We start from the raw sequence: 16,804 nt of genomic DNA, 5'->3' as shown, positions 1-16,804 counted from the left end.
CCCGGCCCGCCGGAGTGGTCACTTGGCCGACGCGCGCGTGATCCTGTTGGCCAGCAGCGTCTGGAACGGAGCGCGCGCCTTCGTCGCCTCCTCGTAGGCCAGCAGCTCCTCGAGGTCGCCGATCTTCAGCGAGGACAACCGGGCGCGCAGCTGGGCGAGGGTGAGCGACCCGTAGTCCACCTCGGCCACGATCGCGGGGGCCGCCGACGGCGTGGACCGCGACGTCGCGGCGGGCTCGGCCGGCTTGTCCTCCGGCTCGCCGGTGCTGTACAGCGCGTACCGGCCCTCGGTGCGGCGCGGGCCGTCGGAGGCGTCGGCGTCGTCGTCCTCGTCGTCCTCGCCGGTGTCCTCGTCGAACGTCGCCCACGTGGGCTGCTCGTCCTTCGGCGGGAACAGGTTCTCCAGCGTCTCGTCGCCCCGGATGACCAGGTCGGCGACGTCCTGCTGGACCTTCATCACCATGTGCGCGACCTGGCTCGCCACCGTCATCGGGTAGGTGAGGATGGTCTGCGGCAGCTTGCGGGTTTCCTCCAGAGCCGTCACCGCCGCGCCAACCAGCAGACGGACCCCATACGGTGCAGTAGCCATGGGTGCAGCCTACGGCTGGCAGGTGCGGGCCGGAGGTCAGTACCCTGGGAGGCATGCCACCGACGATCAACATGGGCATCCCCGGTGCCGCCAGCTCGGTCGTCGAGCGGACGGCCGGCAAGCGCGTTCTGCTCGCCGAGCCGCGCGGCTACTGCGCAGGCGTCGACCGCGCGGTCGAGACCGTGGAGCGCGCCCTGGAGAAGCACGGCGCCCCGGTGTACGTGCGGCACGAGATCGTGCACAACCGCTACGTCGTGGAGACGCTGGCCAAGGCCGGCGCCGTCTTCGTCGAGCAGACCGACGAGGTGCCCGAGGGCGCCATAGTGGTGTTCTCCGCGCACGGCGTCGCCCCGACGGTCCACGTCGAGGCCGCCGCCCGCAACCTGAAGACCATCGACGCGACCTGCCCCCTGGTGACCAAGGTCCACAACGAGGCCAAGCGCTTCGCCCGCGACGACTACGACATCCTCCTCGTCGGCCACGAGGGCCACGAGGAGGTCGTCGGGACCGCGGGGGAGGCGCCCGACCACGTTCAGGTGGTGGACAACCCGGACGCCGTCGACGGCGTGACCGTCCGCGACCCCGACAAGGTCATCTGGCTGTCGCAGACCACGCTGAGCGTGGACGAGACCATGGAGACCGTGCGGCGCCTACGGGAGAAGTTCCCGACGCTGCAGGATCCGCCCAGCGACGACATCTGCTATGCCACGCAGAACCGTCAGGTCGCAGTGAAGGCGATGGCGCCGGAGTGCGACCTCGTCATCGTCGTCGGGTCGAAGAACTCGTCGAACTCGGTGCGGCTGGTCGAGGTGGCTCTCGGCGCCGGCGCCGATGCCGCGCACCTCGTCGACTACGCCGAGGACATCGACCCGGCCTGGCTCGACGGTGTGACCACGGTCGGCGTGACGTCCGGCGCCTCGGTTCCGGAGGTGCTGGTGCGCGGGGTGCTCGAACGGCTCGCCGAACACGGTTACGACACCGTGCAGCCCGTCACCACGGCCAACGAGACGCTGGTGTTCGCACTGCCGCGCGAGATTCGTCCGGCCCGCAGCTGAGCACGCTCAGCGCCGCGCGTTGCTGAGCTCCGCTCAGCGCCGGCACTCAGCTGAGCTTCGCTCAGACGTCGTACTCCCAGGCGTCCGCCTCCGCGCTGCGCTGACGGCGCGGCGTGCTGCGCTGCTCGACGCGGGACTCGCCGTCGTCGGCGCCGCGGTAACGCACCCGCGACACCGGGTGGTGCGACCCGTTGCCCGATCGGCCGGCGTCGGGCTCGTAACGGTCGAAGGTCTCGAACGGCTCGTACTCCGCCGCGCGCCGGCGACGCTCCGGACGGTCGTAGCGGTCGGGACGTTCCGCGCGCTCGGGACGGTCCGTGCGGTCCAGGCGCTCGCGGCGCACCGGCCGGTCGGCGTCGCCCCGCTGCGAACGGTCCCGGCGGTCCTGGCTGCGTCGCTCCGAGGGGGCGGCCGACCGGCGCTCGGAGGACCGGCGTTCCGACGGGTTGGCCGACCGGCGCTCCGACGGGTTGGCCGACCGGCGCTCCGCCGAGGCGGCCGACCGGCGCTCCGCGGGGGCCGACGCGCGGCGCTCGCGCACCTCGTCGCGGGAGCGGCGGCGCGGCTCGTCGCCGTCGGTCGGCGGGCGCGACCGGCGGGGCCGGTCCGTCACCGACGGGATGACCTCGGTCTCGGGGGCGCGGTCGCGGCGCGGGCGTGCGGCGGCCGCCCGCGACCGGCGGGCGGTCCGGGGCTCGTCGGCCTCGTCGTCGGATTCCGGTGCCTCGGCGGCGCGCCGGCGGCTGCGTCGGACGGGCGTCTCTGCGGCGGTCTCGGCGGCGCTGTCGGCCACGGCGCTGCGGCGGGCCGAGCGGGGGGTGTCGGAATCGGCCTCCGCGGCGGTTCGGCGGCCGGCCGAGTGCCCGAGGTACCACCGTGCGACGCCGATGACCAGCACGGTGATCGCGGTGAAGAACATCAACGGGAAGCGCTCGATCAACGGATAGCCGCAGTTGATCAGGATGTCCTTGATGCCCTTGATCTCGTCGCCATGGAAGAGGAAGTACGCCCCGGGGACGGCGGCGAAGAGGATCAGCGGGGGCTGGATCACGGTGGTGAAGACGCCGGACTGCCGCACTGCCAGCACGGCGAGGATGCAGCCGGTGACGTAACACACGCCGAATGCGGTGGAGAGCCCCTTCGTGCCCGAGCCGGCGTCGAAGGCAAAGCCGATGGCCGTGGCCGTCACGGCGACGAGAATGGCGCCCCACCAGGGAATTCCCGGCAACGAGGGCAGCACGGAACGCTGTGCGGCGGGCACCGCCGATCGCGCACGCTGAGCTGACACACGTCGACCGTACCGGCTATCCCCGTGACAGTGCTGCCAGCGCGTCCCGGCGTGGCCGCGGCACCTCCGTAGACTGTCGAACCCGTGGGCCTCAACCTGGGAATCGTCGGACTGCCGAACGTCGGCAAGTCGACGTTGTTCAATGCGTTGACACGCAACGACGTGCTCGCCGCAAATTATCCGTTCGCCACCATCGAGCCGAACGAAGGCGTGGTGCCGCTGCCGGACCCGCGCCTCGCCACACTCGCGGAGATGTTCGCCTCGGAGAAGGTGGTGCCGGCGCCGGTGACGTTCGTCGACATCGCCGGCATCGTGAAGGGCGCCTCCGAGGGCGCTGGGCTCGGCAACAAGTTCCTCGCCAACATCCGCGAGTGCGACGCGATCTGTCAGGTGGTCCGGGTGTTCGCCGACGACGACGTCGTGCACGTCGACGGCAAGGTGGACCCGGCGTCGGACATCGAGGTCATCGAGACCGAGCTGATCCTCGCCGACATGCAGACCCTCGAGAAGGCGGTCCCGCGGCTGGAGAAGGAAGCCCGCAACAACAAGGACCGCAAGCCGGTCCTCGAGGCGGCCGTCGCGGCGCAGGCGGTGCTGGATTCCGGCACGACGCTGTTCGCCGCCGGTGTCGACACGGCGCCGCTGCGCGAACTCAACCTGATGACCACCAAGCCGTTCCTGTACGTCTTCAACGCCGACGAGTCGATCCTCACCGACGATGCGCGCACGGCCGAGCTGCGGGCGATGGTCGCCCCGGCCGACGCGGTGTTCTTGGACGCCAAGATCGAGGCCGAGCTGCAGGAGCTGGACGAGGAGTCGGCCGCCGAGCTGCTGGAGTCGATCGGCCAGACCGAGCGGGGCCTCGATGCGCTGGCCCGCGCCGGCTTCCACACGCTGAAGCTGCAGACCTACCTCACGGCGGGGCCGAAGGAGTCGCGCGCCTGGACGATCCACCAGGGCGACACCGCGCCGAAGGCCGCCGGCGTCATCCACACCGACTTCGAGAAGGGCTTCATCAAGGCCGAGATCGTCTCCTACGACGACCTCGTCGAGGCGGGCTCGATGGCCGCCGCCAAGGCCGCCGGCAAGGTCCGGATGGAGGGCAAGGACTACGTGATGGCCGACGGCGACGTCGTGGAGTTCCGCTTCAACGTGTAGTGGGCCCTGTTCCGCGCCGAGTGTGCGGGTTCTGACTGCGAACGACGAGTGAGGGTGTTCACGAGCCACACACTCGACGCGAGTGTGCATCTGGCGACGCGACACGCCGGTCGAGCGTCGTGAGATGCACACTCGGCGCAGGCTGGGCCGACGCGCGTACTCGACGGTCCCGGCGGCGAAGGGCAGAATCGCGCGGGTGACCGTCCCACCGCAACGCCCCGGCGAGCCCGACTGGCGTGGTCGACGGCCACCTCCTCCGCCGGGTCGGCAACCGCCGCCCGGGCCGGCACGTCCGCCGCAGCCACCCGGCCCACCTCGACCGCCGGGGCCGCCCGTTCCGCCGCAACGCCAGCCGCCGCGCCAACCGCCCCCGCCGCAGCGCCAGCCACCCCCGCCGCCGCAGCGCCAGCCCCCACGCCAGCCACCCCCGCCGCAGCGCCAACCGCCGCCGCCGCGGCCCGGCCCCCGGCCGGCACCGCCCCCGCCGGCTTCCCGGCGTCCTGAGCCGCCGACCGAGCAGCTGCGCGCCCCGCGGCGCCCCGTCGACGCGGCGAGCACCGAGAAGCTGCCGAAGCCGCCGTCGCCGGCCGACGCGCAGCCCACGCAGCAGCTGCAGCGCCCGGAACCCCTCGTCCCGCCGCCGTCCGACGGGGACGGCGCCGGCGACCGTCCCCGGAAGGCCCGCTTCTTCAACCGGAAGACCAGCGCGCTGCTCGCGCTGATCGTCGTCGCGCTGCTGGCGGGCGGGCTGGCCGGCGGCGAGCTGTACGCCCGGCACCGCGCCGACGGCATCCTCGTCGCCGTGGCCGAGTGCGTCGTCGAGGACGGCGCGACGATCTCGTTCGGCGTCAATCCGCCGTTTCTGTGGCAACACGTCACCGGCCACTACACCAACATCACCGTCACCACGGCGGGCGACCGCGTGCAGAGCGCCGACGGCATGACCGCCGACGTCACCCTCGAGGACGTCCGCCTGCGGGAGACCGACGACGCGAAGGGCACCATCGGCTCGCTGCGGGCGACCCTCACGTGGAAGTCGGCCGGCATCAAGGACACCGTCGCGGCGAACCTGCCCGGCGTGGGCAACCTGATCACCGGTGTCCGGACCGACCCGGCGGCGGGCACCATCATCCTCGACGCCGGCGCCGACAACGGCGTGACCGCCAAGCCGGTCGTGGCGAACGGTGACCTCCAGCTTCAGGTGCTCGACGTGAAGGGTCCGCTGCCGAAGGACACCGTGCAGTCCGCGCTGGACGACCTCACCAAGAAGCTCAACGACAACTACCCGCTCGGCATCCACGCCGACAGCGTCGAGGTGACCGACGCCGGTGTGGTCGGCACGTTCTCCAGCCAGGACGCGTCGATCCCGAAGGCCGACGAGAACCCCTGTTTCGACCGTCTCTGACCGCTGTTCGGACGTTCGTAACCGCGCGGCAACCTGACGGACCCGTCAACGCATAGCGCGCGGCATAGCGTTGGCGGCATGTCGGCATCTGGTCCCCTGGGGAATGTTCGGGCGACGTTCGAGGACGCGCTGCTGCTCGCCCTCACCGAGGGTCGACTTCCTCTGCACGACAGCGCATTCGGGTCGCGCACGCGCGATGCCCTCCAGCGGATCGTGCACCAGCACCCGGAGGCGTCGCCCACGCTGGTCGCGGACGCCTACGACGCCTTCGACCTCGACGAGGGCGCCACGCGCGACGAGGTCGCCTAGTTACTTCGACCTGAAAAAGTCGGGCGTGGCGACGGGCCCGGTCGCTCCTTGAGCTGGGACAATGTCCTCGAACCCTTGGCGAGAAGGATTCGAGGACATTGTGTTTCGTACTGTAAATGATCAGCCGACGTTGTGGGATTCAATCCTGCCGGCCGAGCTGTTGGTGTTGCCTGTGGAGCTGGGCCGAGTCGATGCACTACTCGACGATCCGGTCTTCTTCACACCATTCGCAACCTACTTCGATGCCAGGATCGGTCGGCCATCTATCCCGATGGAAACCTACCTGCGGTTGATGTTCCTGAAGTTCCGCTACAGGCTGGGCTATGAGTCGCTGTGCCGCGAGGTCTCGGATTCGATCTCCTGGCAGCGGTTTTGCCGGATTCCGTTCGGTACCCGGGTGCCGCATCCGACGACGTTGATGAAGATCACCACCCGCTGCGGCGACGACGCGGTCGCCGGGCTCAACGAAGCACTGCTGGCCAAAGCGGCCAACGCCAAGCTGCTGCGCACCGACAAGGTCCGGGCCGACACCACCGTCATCCCGGCCGCGGTGTCCTATCCGACCGACTCGGGTCTGCTGGCCAAAGCGATCGGCTCGATGGCCCGCAGTGTGGCGCGGATCAAGGCCGCTGGCGGTGCCACCCGGACTGCATCGCGAGATCGGCGACGTTCGGCCGGGCGCCGCGCCCGCTCCATCGCCGCGAAACTGAAACTACGCGGTGAACAGCAACGCGATGCGGCCCAGGCCGCGGTGCGCCGGATCACCGGGGAACTCGCGGGTATCGCCGAGGAGGCGATGCGCGAAGCCACCGCGGTGATCCGCAACGCCCGACGCGCGCTGCGCACGGTGAAGGGGCACCGCAAAGGGCAACTGCACCGGGCGATCAACCGTCTGCAGACCGTCGTGGTAACCGCGGAACGCGTTGTGGCCCAGACCCGTAGCCGCCTGGCCGGGGTGATGCCCGAGTCAGCGACCCGGGTGGTCAGCTTCCACGATGTCGATGCCCGCCCGATCCGCAAGGGACGCCTGGGCAAGCCCGTCGAGTTCGGCTACAAAGCGCAGATCGTCGACAACGCCGACGGGGTCATCCTCGATCACAACGTCGAGGTCGGAAACCCCGCGGACGCCCCGCAACTGGCCCCGGCGATCGCCCGAGTCGCCGCCCGCACCGGGCACGCTCCACGAGCGGTCACCGCCGACCGAGGCTACGGGCAGGCATCGGTGGAACACGACCTGCACGACCTCGGTGTCCGAGCCGTGGCGATCCCACGAACGAGTAAACCCAGCGCGGCACGCCGCGAGTTCGAACACCGCCGCGCCTTCCGGGAGAAGGTGAAATGGCGGACCGGATCAGAGGGCCGGATCAACCACATCAAACGCAGCTACGGCTGGAACCGCACCGAACTCACCGGCCTCAATGGAGCCCGAACCTGGTGCGGACACGGCGTCTTCGCCCACAATCTCGTCAAGATCGGTACCCTCGCCGCATAAATCACCACCGTCAGCGGCGCGTGCGACACCAATCGACGCAAACTCGGCCACGCGAAACGCCCATCAAGGGTTTTTCAGGTCGAAGTAGTTAGACCGCCCCGGTCGTTCGGCGCCGTCGACGAACGGCCGCGGCGCGCCCATACTCGAGGGATGCGCGTCACCGCGGCAGCTTCGACGACGCTCGGGTGCGCGGTGCTGATCCTCGCGGGCTGCGCCAACGACGCGCCGACGGTCGAGACGACACTGGTCTTCGACGGCGACCGCCACACCATCACCACCACCGACGTGACGTGCAGCCGCGACGGCGACGTCCTCATCATCTTCGTCGACGGCCCGGGCAAGCAGATGGTTCGCGCGGTCGTCCTCGACCGCGGACGGCTGCGGGCCGATCGGGTTGCGGTGCGCTACGACGAGTTGGCCGGCTTCACGTCGGACCGCGCCGACGTGGACGTCACCAGATCCGATGACACCTACCAGTTGCGCGGCCGCATGCCGCCGAATGCCGGTGAGACGGCGGCACATTCGTTCGAGATCGTCACGACCTGCCCGGAGTACCGGCCGTACGTGCCCCCGCCCGGCAGTCCACCGCGTGTGCCGATCGAGTGATTCGGTCCGCCGACCTCGGGGATGACATCGACGGACCGAATCATGCGTGATAACGCATACGTCGGCTCGAATCATTCCCCGAGCGTTACGGCGATCTCGTCGCCCAGGCGGTAGCCGGCCGTCAACGGCAGGTCGTCCCCACTCCAGAACGACCCGGGGTCGAACCAGTTGTCGTTCTTCTCGGTGACCAGCAGACCCATCTCCTCGTAGGTGATGGCGACGGTCTCCGCGCAGTACGCCGTCCGGAGGCCCGCGGCCCGTCGTCGTACCCTGCGGCGCTCGGCGGACTCGCGAACCTTGCCATGCACGAAGGGAATCCCACGGGTGAAGTCACCCACCACCGGCAGCCGGCCCCGTAGCCAGCGGCCGGTTAGCCGGGCCGTCGTCGGAAACGCCGTCCCGTCCATCCGCGCGATCACGCGCAGCAGTGCATCCTCCTGCCGGCGCGAGGCATAGGGCTCGAGCTGTCGCAGCCAGCACCGCTGGTGGTACTTCAGCAGCCACTGCTCGACGGCCTGCCGCGCATCGTTGAGCTGCACGCCGCGGTGGTGCGTGCCGGTCCAGACGTCGAGCAGCGTCGCCCCCAGCTCGGCGTGCCAGATGAGGGGTGGCAGATCGTCGATGGCCACGGTCATGCCGACGTGGTTCACCGGGGCGTTCGTCATGGTCTGGATGGCCCGGTCCGGCCCGGACGCGCCGCGGAACAGCCAGACGTCGCCCGTGCGCGTCTCGGCCAGCGCGCGCTCGAGGGTCACCGTGTTCGCGTCCACCCGGGCAGCTTAGGCAGAATCACCGACCATGCGAGGGATCTGGAAGTGGGTCGGTCTGGCCGGCGTGGCGGGTGTCGCCGCCGCCGGCGTGCTGGTGGCGCGCGACGAACGCCAGCGCCGGGCATACACGCCCGACGACGTCCGGGCACGGCTGCACCAGCGTCTCGCCGAAGCCGATCCGTCCGCCTGACCGTCAGGTCAGCCGAAGTGCGTAGAGACGGTGGCTGCCGCTGAACCCCTTGAGGTCGTAGTCCCGTCCGTCGTCGAAGGCGATGTCGTCGAGCCCGCCGACGGCGTCGCGGACCGACTCGCTGACGAGCACCTCGCCGCCGTCCGCCGCGGCGGCCACCCGCGCGGCCATCGCCACGTTGCGGCCGAACAGGTCGTCGCCGCGGCGCACCGACTTGCCGGTGTGGATGCCGATCCGCACGCGAACCTCCTTCCGCCGCTTCGACAGGTCGCGCTGGACGGCGAGGCTGCAGCGCACCGCCTGCTCGGGCTGGGCGAAGGCGATCATGAAGCCGTCGCCCTGGCTCTTGACGACGTGGCCGCCGCACCGCTTGACGTGGCGGCCGATCATCTTGTCGTGGCGGGCGATCAGCCGGACCCAGGCACGATCACCGATGCGTTCGTTGAGCGCCGTCGAGTCCTCGATGTCAGAGAACAGGATCGACACCCGGCCGTCGGGCGTCAGCCGCGCGAGGTCCGGCCGCTCGACCTCGGCCCAGTCGGCCAGGTCCTCGATGGAGGATCGCACCGCGGCGCCGAAGCCCTCCTTGCGGATGATGTTCGCCGTCTGCCAGACCTGTTTGACGGCCTCGCGTCCCCCGGACAGCAGATTGGCGCGCGTGTCCAGACGCCGCGTCAGCGCGGCGATCTCCTCGTCGCGGGTCTTCAGCCGTCGGGCCAGCACCAGCAGCCCGACGGCCTCGGCCGCCACGACCGCCAGCAGGACGTAGATCGCGAGCATCGTCATCGACACCGCTCGAGTATTCCGTGCGGCCGCGCCCGCGCGGGCTCACACGCCGGTCGAGGATCCTGGTCGCACGATCATCAGCACCGTGACCACCACCCACAGCAGGTTGAACACGCCGGTCGACATCGCCAGTGTGCCCACTCCGCCGCCGGCGAGGGCCGCCCGCTGCTGCGGCAGGATCGCCGCCGCCAGCACCAGCGCGGCGGCGATGGTCAACGCGATCGACACCAGCACCCAGGTGTCACCGAGCACGCCCATGCTGGCCGCCGTCGCGATCCCGAGCAGCGGCACGGCGGCGCCCACGGCGGCATACGTCACGCAGATGCGGTGCAGGGCCGCGCCAACCGGTGGTGACGCGACGTAGCGCGGGAAGATGCTGGCCGCCACGGTGATCGGGCCGATCGCGAGGATCGCGACGACGACGTGGGCGCTGAGCAGGACGGCGGACACGGACACCGACGCTAGCCCGTCGAGACCCCCTGCGCCTCAGCCGTTTCGGCCAACGAGCGACGAGATCTGGTCAGCCGGCTACCACCCCTCGGTGAGCACCCGGTCCAGCGCGTCGACGTAGAAGTCGGCGCCGGCGACGTCGATGCACAACGGCGGCTTGGTCTTCAGGATGTTCTGGTGGTCACCGGTCGGCTGGATCACCACGCCGAGGTCGAGCATCCGGTTGCAGATCGCCGTGGTCTCCTCGGGCGCGGGCGTCAACGTGTCCCGGTCGCGGACCATCTCGACGCCGAGGTACAGCCCCATGCCGTGCACCGTGCCGATGACGTCGTGCCGGTCGCGCAGCGCCAGCAGCCGGTTCTTCAGGTGGGTGCCCACCCGCAGCGCGTTGCCCTGCAGATCCTCGTCGGCGAGGACGTCGAGCACCGTGAGCCCGATCGCACAGGACAGCGGGCTGCCCCCGGTCGAGGAGAAGAAGTAGCCCTGCGACGAGAAGGCCTCGGCCACCGCCCGGCTGGTGATCACCGCACCCAAGGGGTAGCCGTTGCCGGTCGACTTGGCCACCGACACGATGTCGGGCACCACGTTCTGCTGGTGGAAACCCCAGAACCACGTGCCCAGCCGGCCGTACCCGACCTGCACCTCGTCGGCGATCGCGAGCCCGCCGGCCCGGCGGACCGCGCCGTACACCGCGTCGAGGTAGCCGTCGGGCAGCGTCATGCCACCTGCATTGCCGTACACCGACTCGCAGATGAATCCCGCCGGCGGACGGCCGGACGCGACCAGCGCCTCGATCTCACGGACCGCGTCGACCGCGTAGGCGCCGACGTCGTCGCCGCGGTACTTGCCGCGGAAGCTGTTCGGCGACTCGACCGTGTGCACCCAGTCCGGCCGGGTGGTCAGGGCATTCGGATTGTCGGCCGTCGAGGTCGACACCGCGTCGGTCCCGTAGGTCCAGCCGTGGTAGGCCTCGGCCACCGCGACGACGTCGCGGCGGCCGGTGGCGGCGGTCGCGAGCCGGATCGCGAGATCGCTGGCCTCCGAACCGGAATTGACCAGGAACACCGTGTCCAGCGGTTCGGGCAGCGTGGCCGCGAGCCGCTCGGAGTACTCGACGACGGCCTCGTAGTTGAACCGCGAGTTGGTGTTCAGCCGGCGCAGTTGCCGGTTGGCGACGTCGGCGATGCGGGGGTGGGCGTGTCCCAGCACCGTCACGTTGTTGACCATGTCGAGGTACACCCGGCCGCGCGTCGACATCAGGAAGTGCCGCCAGCCGCGCTCGATCTGCGGGGGATCGGCGTAGTAGTGCTCCTGCACGCGCGCGAAGCTGGAATCCCTGCGCGCCAACAGCTTCGGAGCATCATGGGGTACCGGCGGCGCGACGCCGAGCAGCGGGGCCGGGTCGCGGGCCAGGGCCAGCCAGCCCGGCGCCAACTCGGCGCTGGTGAACGCGGGGGCCGCAGGTGCGCCGACGGGCTTGACCGCCACGGCGAACCAGTGCCGCGACGCGACGGTGGCGATCGCGGTGCCGGCCGCCACCTCCCCGGTCGGCGCAGTGAGTTCGGCTCCGGCGACGGCCATCTCGAGGTCGCGACCGCGCAGCACCAGGCCCGCGTCGGTGCGGGCGACCTCGCCGGGCCACTGCGCGGCGACGGTCACGTCGTCCGCCGCGTAGGCGGCCATGCCGGTCGGGATGACCTTCGGGCCGTCCTGGCTGAGCGCCGGGGCCCGGGTGAGCCGCGGCCGCCCGAACGCCGTGACCGCCACCCGCGCACCGGCGGCCAGCGTTGCATCGGCCAGACGGGTCTCGACGCCGGACGCCAGCCACGCGCCGGGGACGAACGCGTCGTCGTAGACGTCGGACGTGGGGGACAGGTCGAGGACGGCGACGTCCTCGGCAGCCACGCCGGCGAGCAGTGGCGCGCCGCTGAGCGGAGCCGGCGTGACGTCCAGGCCGACGGCGGCGCGGATGACGCCGGGCATGACGTCGATCGGCAGCGACGTCGCCACCTCGAACATGCGCCGCTCCGCGTCGGCCTGCTCGGTGAGGTAGGCATTGTCGGGATCGAGTTCGGCCTGCTGCGCCCCGCTGGCGATCAGCACCGCCGCGCGCAGCACCAGCATCGGCCACAGCGCGTCGGCCTCCGCCGGTGACAGCGGCCGGATCGCGTGGAAAGCCGTGACGCCGGGCAGGATCGCGGTCGGTGACGTGCCGGGGTGGCCGAGCACCGAGGACAGCGTCACGGCGAGTTCGGAGACCGCCCAGGTGGCGGACAGGTCACCGAAGTCGATGACGCCGTCGGGGTGGCCGCCCGGCCCCGCGACGAGGTTCGCGTCGGTGAGGTCGAGGTGCACCGCCTGGACGGGCAGCTGGTCGGCGACCGCGGCGATGCGCCGGGCGGCCAGTGCGGCCGCCGCGGTGAGTCGGTCCCGCAGGGCGGTGTCCCCGACGTGTCGCGCCAGCATCTCGACGACGTCGCCGCCGAACCTCGGATCCCACTGCAGCGCACGGTCCAGGCCGGGATGGCGGAAGCCGCGCAGCGCCCGGCTCACCCGGCCCGCCACGTCGCCCATGCCGGCGACGGTCTCGGGCGCCAGGTAGCCGGCGTCGACCAGCGTGCCGCCCTCCAGGTAGGGCGGCAGCCGCACGTGGGCCGGGCCGTCCAGCAGGCCGGTGACCGTCGTCCCGCGCCGGCCCTCGGTGTCGGTGCGCGGCACCGACACCCGCAGCGTCGGTTCGGCGGTGGCGATCAGCGCCGCCGCGGCGTCCTGCGCCTCCAGCTCGGTGACGCTGAACGCGGGGTTGGCGATCTTCAGCACGCCAATGATCTCGCCGCCGCGGTCGCGCAGCAGGAAGTTCCTGTCCTGCTGGCTGCCGAGGGACTCCGCGGTCACCTCGAGCCCGAAGTGGCCGGCCGCCAGGGCGGCTGCCTGTTCCGAATCGACCTGCGGCGCCGGCAATTCGGGCTGTTCGAGGAAGTGGAATCCCGTGGTCACGACGCGACGAACCGCACGACGACGTCGCTGAACGCATCGTTGTCGTCCCCGGCCGCCGTGTGACCGGCCTCGGACAACTCGACGAACTCCGCCGGCACCTTCGCCAGGAAGTCCTGGACGCCTTCCGTGCTCACCACGTCGGACAGCTTCCCACGGATGAGCAGGATCGGTATCTCGAGGTTGATCGCGGCCTGCTCGAGCTTGTCGACGCGGACGAAGGGATCGTCCTCGGGCTTGGTGAGGAACGCCGGATCCCAGTGCCAGTGCCAGCGGCCGTCGCGCCAGCGGAGGTTCTTCTTCAGCCCCTCGGTGCTGCGCGGCTTCGGCCGGTGCGGCAGGTAGGCGGCAACGGCGTCGGCGGCCTCGTCGAGGGTCGCGAACCCGTCGACGTGGCTGAACATGAAGTCCCGGATCCGCGCGCTGCCTTCCTTCTCGAAGCGCGGCACGACGTCGACGAGGACGAGCTTGACCACGACCTCCGGTCCGGCCTCGTGGGCGGCGGCGATGCCGGTGAGCCCGCCCATGCTGGCGCCGATCACCACCACGGGCCGCCCGATCTGGTACAGCACTGCCAGGGTGTCGTCGCACAGCGCCTCGACGGTGTAGGTGGCCGTGGGCGAGCGGTCACTGTCACCGTGGCCGCGGCTGTCGAGCGCGACGACATGGAAACCGTGGTCGGCGAGTACCTGGCCGGTGTTCTTCCACGACCACCGGTTCTGCCCGCCGCCGTGCAGCAGGAGGATGGTCGGGCGCTCGGCCGCCGACGGCGCCCCGCGGTTCCACTCGTCGGCGACCAACCGGAGGTCGTCGACACCACGGAACGTCACGGTCTGCACCTCGGTCACGGCCATCCTCTCGCCCAGCTGCGATCCCCGTCGTTTCGGGTCTACCGCGCCCCGTGACGGTAGCGGGGGCGAATCGATGAGTTTCGCCGGTCCCGACGGTCGGTACGGCATGCCCACCATCACGCCCTCGCTCTGGTTCGACGGGAACGCCGAGGAGGCCGCTGCCTTCTACGTCTCGGTGTTCCCCCACTCGACGGTGGATGCCGCGGTCCGCTTCACCGACGCGGGTCCCGGCCCGGCCGGCGAGGTGGCCTACGTGACGTTCACCCTCGATGGGCAGCGGTTCCTCGGCATCAACGGCGGACCGCAGTTCCCGTTCACCGAGGCCGTCAGCTTCGAGGTGCTCTGCGCCGATCAGGACGAGGTCGACCATTACTGGAACGCCCTCGTCGAGGGCGGCGCCGAGTCGCAGTGCGGCTGGTTGGCCGACCGCTTCGGCCTGAGCTGGCAGATCGTGCCGCGCCGGTTGTACGAGCTGCTCGAGGACCCGGATCCGGCGCGGGCGGCCGCCGCCACCGCCGCCATGCTCGGGATGCGCCGAATCGTCGTCGCCGACCTGGAAGCGGCCGTCACCAGGGTGTGAGTCCGGGTGCGGGGGCAACCCGCACGCCACGCCGCCCGGCCGCGCCACCTACCATCGCGCCTCGGCACGTAGGTTGGACCGACGGCAGCGCCGCACGCGGTGCCGCCGGGTCCCGAGCGCCACGGAGGAGCGAACATGGCAGACGACCCTGCCGACCCCGTCGGGGAGACGGCCGACGAGCCCGCCGCCGGGGTGACCGGCGCGTCCGCGGACGACCAGGCCGTCGACGAGACGGCTGCGCCCGACGCTCCGGACGCCGCTGCGGCGGCTCCCCGCGCGCCGCTGTCCCACGTCACCCTCGCGACCCTCCTCGGGGTCGTGCTGGTCCTCGCCCTCGGCGGACTGGTCGGCTGGCTCGGCGTGCGGGCATACGACTCGCACCGCGCCGACGAGCAGCGTGCGCTGTTCCTCGCGGTCGGACGTCAGGGGGCGGTCAACCTCACCAGCATCGACCACACCCGCGTCGACCAGGACGTGCAGCGCATCCTCGACTCGGCGACCGGAAGCTTCTACGACGAGTTCCAGCAGCGCGCCCAGCCGTTCGCCGAGGTGGTCCGGCAGGTGAAGTCGACGTCCGTCGGCACCGTCACCGAGGCGGGCATCGAGGACGAGACCGACGACGGCGCCGACGTCCTCGTCGCCGTCACCGTCACCACCGCGGTCGAGGGTCAGCCCGAGCAGGCGCCCCGTGCCTGGCGGATGCGGCTGTCGGTGCAGAAGACCGGCGACGACGCGAAGGTGGCGAAGGTGGACTTCGTAGCATGACCGATCCCACTCCGAACACCGGCCCGACCGAAACGCCGTCCACGGCAATCGAACTCGACGCCGAGCCCGACCTGACGGAGCCCGATACCGGGCTCGACGCGACCGAGCCCGCACCCGTGAATCGCGGGGTGAATTGGAGACGTGTGCTGGCCTACGGCATCCTGCCCGGCCTGGTGTTGATCCTCGCCCTCGCCGCGGCGTTCCTGAAGTACGTCGACTCGTCGGTGCGCGTCGACGACGAGGTGCGCGCCGAGACCCTGCAGGCGGCCAAGGACAGCACCATCGCGCTGCTGTCCTACACCCCGGACAAGGTCGACCAGCAGCTCGGCAACGCGCGCAGTCTGCTCACCGGCGACTTTCGGGATTCCTACACGACGCTCACCAACGACGTCGTGATCCCCGGCGCCAAGCAGAAGCAGATCTCGGCCGTCGCGACCGTCCCCGCGGCGGCGTCGGTCTCGGCCGAGCCGAACCGCGCCGTGGTGCTGGTGTTCGTGAACCAGACCGTGGTGGTCGGCAGCGACGCGCCGACCGACACCGCGTCCAGCGTGCGCGTCACCCTCGACCGGGTCGGCGGCCGGTGGCTCGTCTCCGGCTTCGACCCGGTGTGAGGCCCGTGCCGATGAGCGAACCACGCACCGTCGACGTCGCCGGCGACGACGTCACGCTCCGCGTCCTGGTGTGGGGGCCCGCCGACGGCCCGATCGCCCTGTGCCTGCACGGTTTCCCGGATACGGCGCACGGCTGGCGGAAGGTGGCGCCGGCCCTCGTCGACGCCGGCTACCGCGTCGCGGCGCCCTTCATGCGCGGCTACGCACCGTCGACGACGTCGTCGGATGGCAGCTACCACGTCGGGGCCCTGATGGCCGACGCGCTGGCGGTGCGCGACGCCCTGGGCGGTAGCGACGACGACGTCCTCATCGGCCACGACTGGGGGGCCATCGCCGGGGCCGGGCTCGCGGCGCTGCCCGAGGCGCCGTTCGCCAAGGCCGTCATCATGTCGGTGCCACCGGCGGCGGCGTTCCGCGGCAGGGTGCCCGACGTCGGCGCCCTCGCCGCGCGAATCCCGCTGCAGCTGCTGCGCAGCTGGTACATCGGCTTCAACCAGGTGCCCTGGCTGCCCGAGCGTTCGGCGTCGTGGCTCATCCCGTGGCTGTGGCGGCAGTGGTCGCCGGGCTATGACGCGGCCGACGACGTCACGCGGGTGCGCGCCGCGATCGGAGCGCCCGCGAACTGGCGGGCGGCACTGGGTTACTACCGGCAAACCATGCGCGGCAGCACCCCGCCGCCGCGCTACGCCGCACTGCACGCGCATTGGCTGAACGCGCCGGTGGTGCCGACGCTGTACCTGCACGGCACCGACGACGGCTGCGCCACGGCCGATTACGCCCGCTGGGTGTCCCGCGTGCTGCCCGAGGGCAGCCGGGTGACGACCGTCGGCGCCGCCGGGCACTTCCTGCAGCTCGAGCAGCCCGACGTGGTCGCCCGGCACATCGTCGACTTCGTCGGCGCGTAGC

The 16,804-nt window shown here is 71.2% G+C and carries 18 protein-coding genes; 11 read left to right on the top strand and 7 right to left on the bottom strand.

Translation table 11 applies throughout. The features are described from left to right. Nucleotides 1–18: 18 nt before the first annotated feature. The gene (locus FZ046_RS26385; RefSeq protein ID WP_070351741.1) at nt 19–588 is read right to left on the bottom strand and encodes a lipid droplet-associated protein; all 570 of its coding nucleotides are present in this window, start codon (nt 586–588) and stop codon (nt 19–21) included. Nucleotides 589–641: 53 nt separating this feature from the next. Between FZ046_RS26385 and FZ046_RS26380 the strand changes: the two genes are divergently transcribed. After that, nucleotides 642–1,643 carry a 4-hydroxy-3-methylbut-2-enyl diphosphate reductase gene (locus tag FZ046_RS26380; protein ID WP_070351740.1) on the top strand — a complete coding sequence of 334 codons (1,002 nt, stop codon included), beginning with the start codon at nt 642–644 and terminating at the stop codon, nt 1,641–1,643. 61 nt (nt 1,644–1,704) lie between these two features. Here FZ046_RS26380 and FZ046_RS26375 read toward each other — a convergent pair whose 3' ends face one another. Further along, on the bottom strand, nt 1,705–2,931 hold the full coding sequence (locus FZ046_RS26375; protein ID WP_149484346.1) for a DUF6542 domain-containing protein: 1,227 nt from the start codon (nt 2,929–2,931) through the stop codon (nt 1,705–1,707). Between the two features lie 84 nt (nt 2,932–3,015). Between FZ046_RS26375 and ychF the strand changes: the two genes are divergently transcribed. From ychF to FZ046_RS26350, 5 genes are all read left to right on the top strand, one after another. After that, nucleotides 3,016–4,089 (top strand): redox-regulated ATPase YchF, encoded by a 1,074-nt coding sequence (ychF, locus tag FZ046_RS26370; RefSeq protein WP_070356440.1) that lies wholly within the window; start codon nt 3,016–3,018, stop codon nt 4,087–4,089. 196 nt (nt 4,090–4,285) lie between these two features. Continuing rightward, the gene (locus tag FZ046_RS26365) at nt 4,286–5,494 is read left to right on the top strand and encodes an LmeA family phospholipid-binding protein (protein ID WP_328514928.1); all 1,209 of its coding nucleotides are present in this window, start codon (nt 4,286–4,288) and stop codon (nt 5,492–5,494) included. A gap of 78 nt (nt 5,495–5,572) precedes the next feature. Next, the gene (locus tag FZ046_RS26360) at nt 5,573–5,803 is read left to right on the top strand and encodes a hypothetical protein (protein WP_070356447.1); all 231 of its coding nucleotides are present in this window, start codon (nt 5,573–5,575) and stop codon (nt 5,801–5,803) included. Nucleotides 5,804–5,903: 100 nt separating this feature from the next. Continuing rightward, the gene (locus tag FZ046_RS26355; protein ID WP_074338281.1) at nt 5,904–7,295 is read left to right on the top strand and encodes an ISNCY family transposase; all 1,392 of its coding nucleotides are present in this window, start codon (nt 5,904–5,906) and stop codon (nt 7,293–7,295) included. A 150-nt stretch (nt 7,296–7,445) separates the two neighbouring features. Further along, nucleotides 7,446–7,901, top strand: coding sequence for a lipoprotein LpqH (locus FZ046_RS26350; RefSeq protein ID WP_070354824.1), 456 nt, complete (start codon nt 7,446–7,448; stop codon nt 7,899–7,901). Nucleotides 7,902–7,972: 71 nt separating this feature from the next. Here FZ046_RS26350 and FZ046_RS26345 read toward each other — a convergent pair whose 3' ends face one another. Continuing rightward, the gene (locus tag FZ046_RS26345; RefSeq protein WP_070354823.1) at nt 7,973–8,671 is read right to left on the bottom strand and encodes a guanylate cyclase; all 699 of its coding nucleotides are present in this window, start codon (nt 8,669–8,671) and stop codon (nt 7,973–7,975) included. Between the two features lie 28 nt (nt 8,672–8,699). On the opposite strand from FZ046_RS26345, the gene FZ046_RS26340 reads away from it, so the two are divergent. After that, nucleotides 8,700–8,861 carry a hypothetical protein gene (locus tag FZ046_RS26340; protein WP_099046007.1) on the top strand — a complete coding sequence of 54 codons (162 nt, stop codon included), beginning with the start codon at nt 8,700–8,702 and terminating at the stop codon, nt 8,859–8,861. 3 nt (nt 8,862–8,864) lie between these two features. Here FZ046_RS26340 and FZ046_RS26335 read toward each other — a convergent pair whose 3' ends face one another. The 4 genes from FZ046_RS26335 to FZ046_RS26320 all read right to left on the bottom strand — a co-directional run bounded on the left by FZ046_RS26335 (nt 8,865) and on the right by FZ046_RS26320 (nt 13,945). Beyond that, nucleotides 8,865–9,647, bottom strand: a complete 783-nt coding sequence (locus FZ046_RS26335) for an adenylate/guanylate cyclase domain-containing protein (protein ID WP_070354834.1) — start codon at nt 9,645–9,647, stop codon at nt 8,865–8,867. A 42-nt stretch (nt 9,648–9,689) separates the two neighbouring features. After that, nucleotides 9,690–10,097 (bottom strand): hypothetical protein, encoded by a 408-nt coding sequence (locus FZ046_RS26330; protein ID WP_070354833.1) that lies wholly within the window; start codon nt 10,095–10,097, stop codon nt 9,690–9,692. 78 nt (nt 10,098–10,175) lie between these two features. Next, complete coding sequence (locus tag FZ046_RS26325; RefSeq protein ID WP_070354822.1) at nt 10,176–13,094, bottom strand: aminotransferase; 2,919 nt, start codon at nt 13,092–13,094, stop codon at nt 10,176–10,178. Next, the gene (locus FZ046_RS26320) at nt 13,091–13,945 is read right to left on the bottom strand and encodes an alpha/beta fold hydrolase (protein WP_070354821.1); all 855 of its coding nucleotides are present in this window, start codon (nt 13,943–13,945) and stop codon (nt 13,091–13,093) included. The genes FZ046_RS26325 and FZ046_RS26320 overlap by 4 nt, the downstream gene beginning before the upstream one ends. 103 nt (nt 13,946–14,048) lie before the next feature. Here FZ046_RS26320 and FZ046_RS26315 point away from each other — a divergent pair, with 103 nt between their 5' ends. The 4 genes from FZ046_RS26315 (at nt 14,049) to FZ046_RS26300 (ending at nt 16,803) form a co-directional block, all read left to right on the top strand. After that, nucleotides 14,049–14,522, top strand: a complete 474-nt coding sequence (locus tag FZ046_RS26315; RefSeq protein ID WP_070354832.1) for a VOC family protein — start codon at nt 14,049–14,051, stop codon at nt 14,520–14,522. 135 nt (nt 14,523–14,657) lie between these two features. Beyond that, entirely contained in the window at nt 14,658–15,287 is a 630-nt protein-coding gene (locus FZ046_RS26310) for an Rv1363c family protein (protein ID WP_070354820.1), read from the top strand. Further along, nucleotides 15,284–15,898, top strand: a complete 615-nt coding sequence (locus FZ046_RS26305; protein WP_070354819.1) for an Rv1363c family protein — start codon at nt 15,284–15,286, stop codon at nt 15,896–15,898. The genes FZ046_RS26310 and FZ046_RS26305 overlap by 4 nt, the downstream gene beginning before the upstream one ends. A gap of 11 nt (nt 15,899–15,909) precedes the next feature. Next, complete coding sequence (locus FZ046_RS26300; RefSeq protein ID WP_070354818.1) at nt 15,910–16,803, top strand: alpha/beta fold hydrolase; 894 nt, start codon at nt 15,910–15,912, stop codon at nt 16,801–16,803. The last annotated feature ends 1 nt before the right edge of the window (nt 16,804 follow it).

It is taken from the genome of Mycolicibacterium grossiae, from assembly GCF_008329645.1.
GTDB classification, from domain to species: domain Bacteria; phylum Actinomycetota; class Actinomycetes; order Mycobacteriales; family Mycobacteriaceae; genus Mycobacterium; species Mycobacterium grossiae.
The sequence above is the reverse complement of the archived record's forward strand: the minus strand, read 5'-3'. Positions and strand labels throughout refer to the sequence as shown.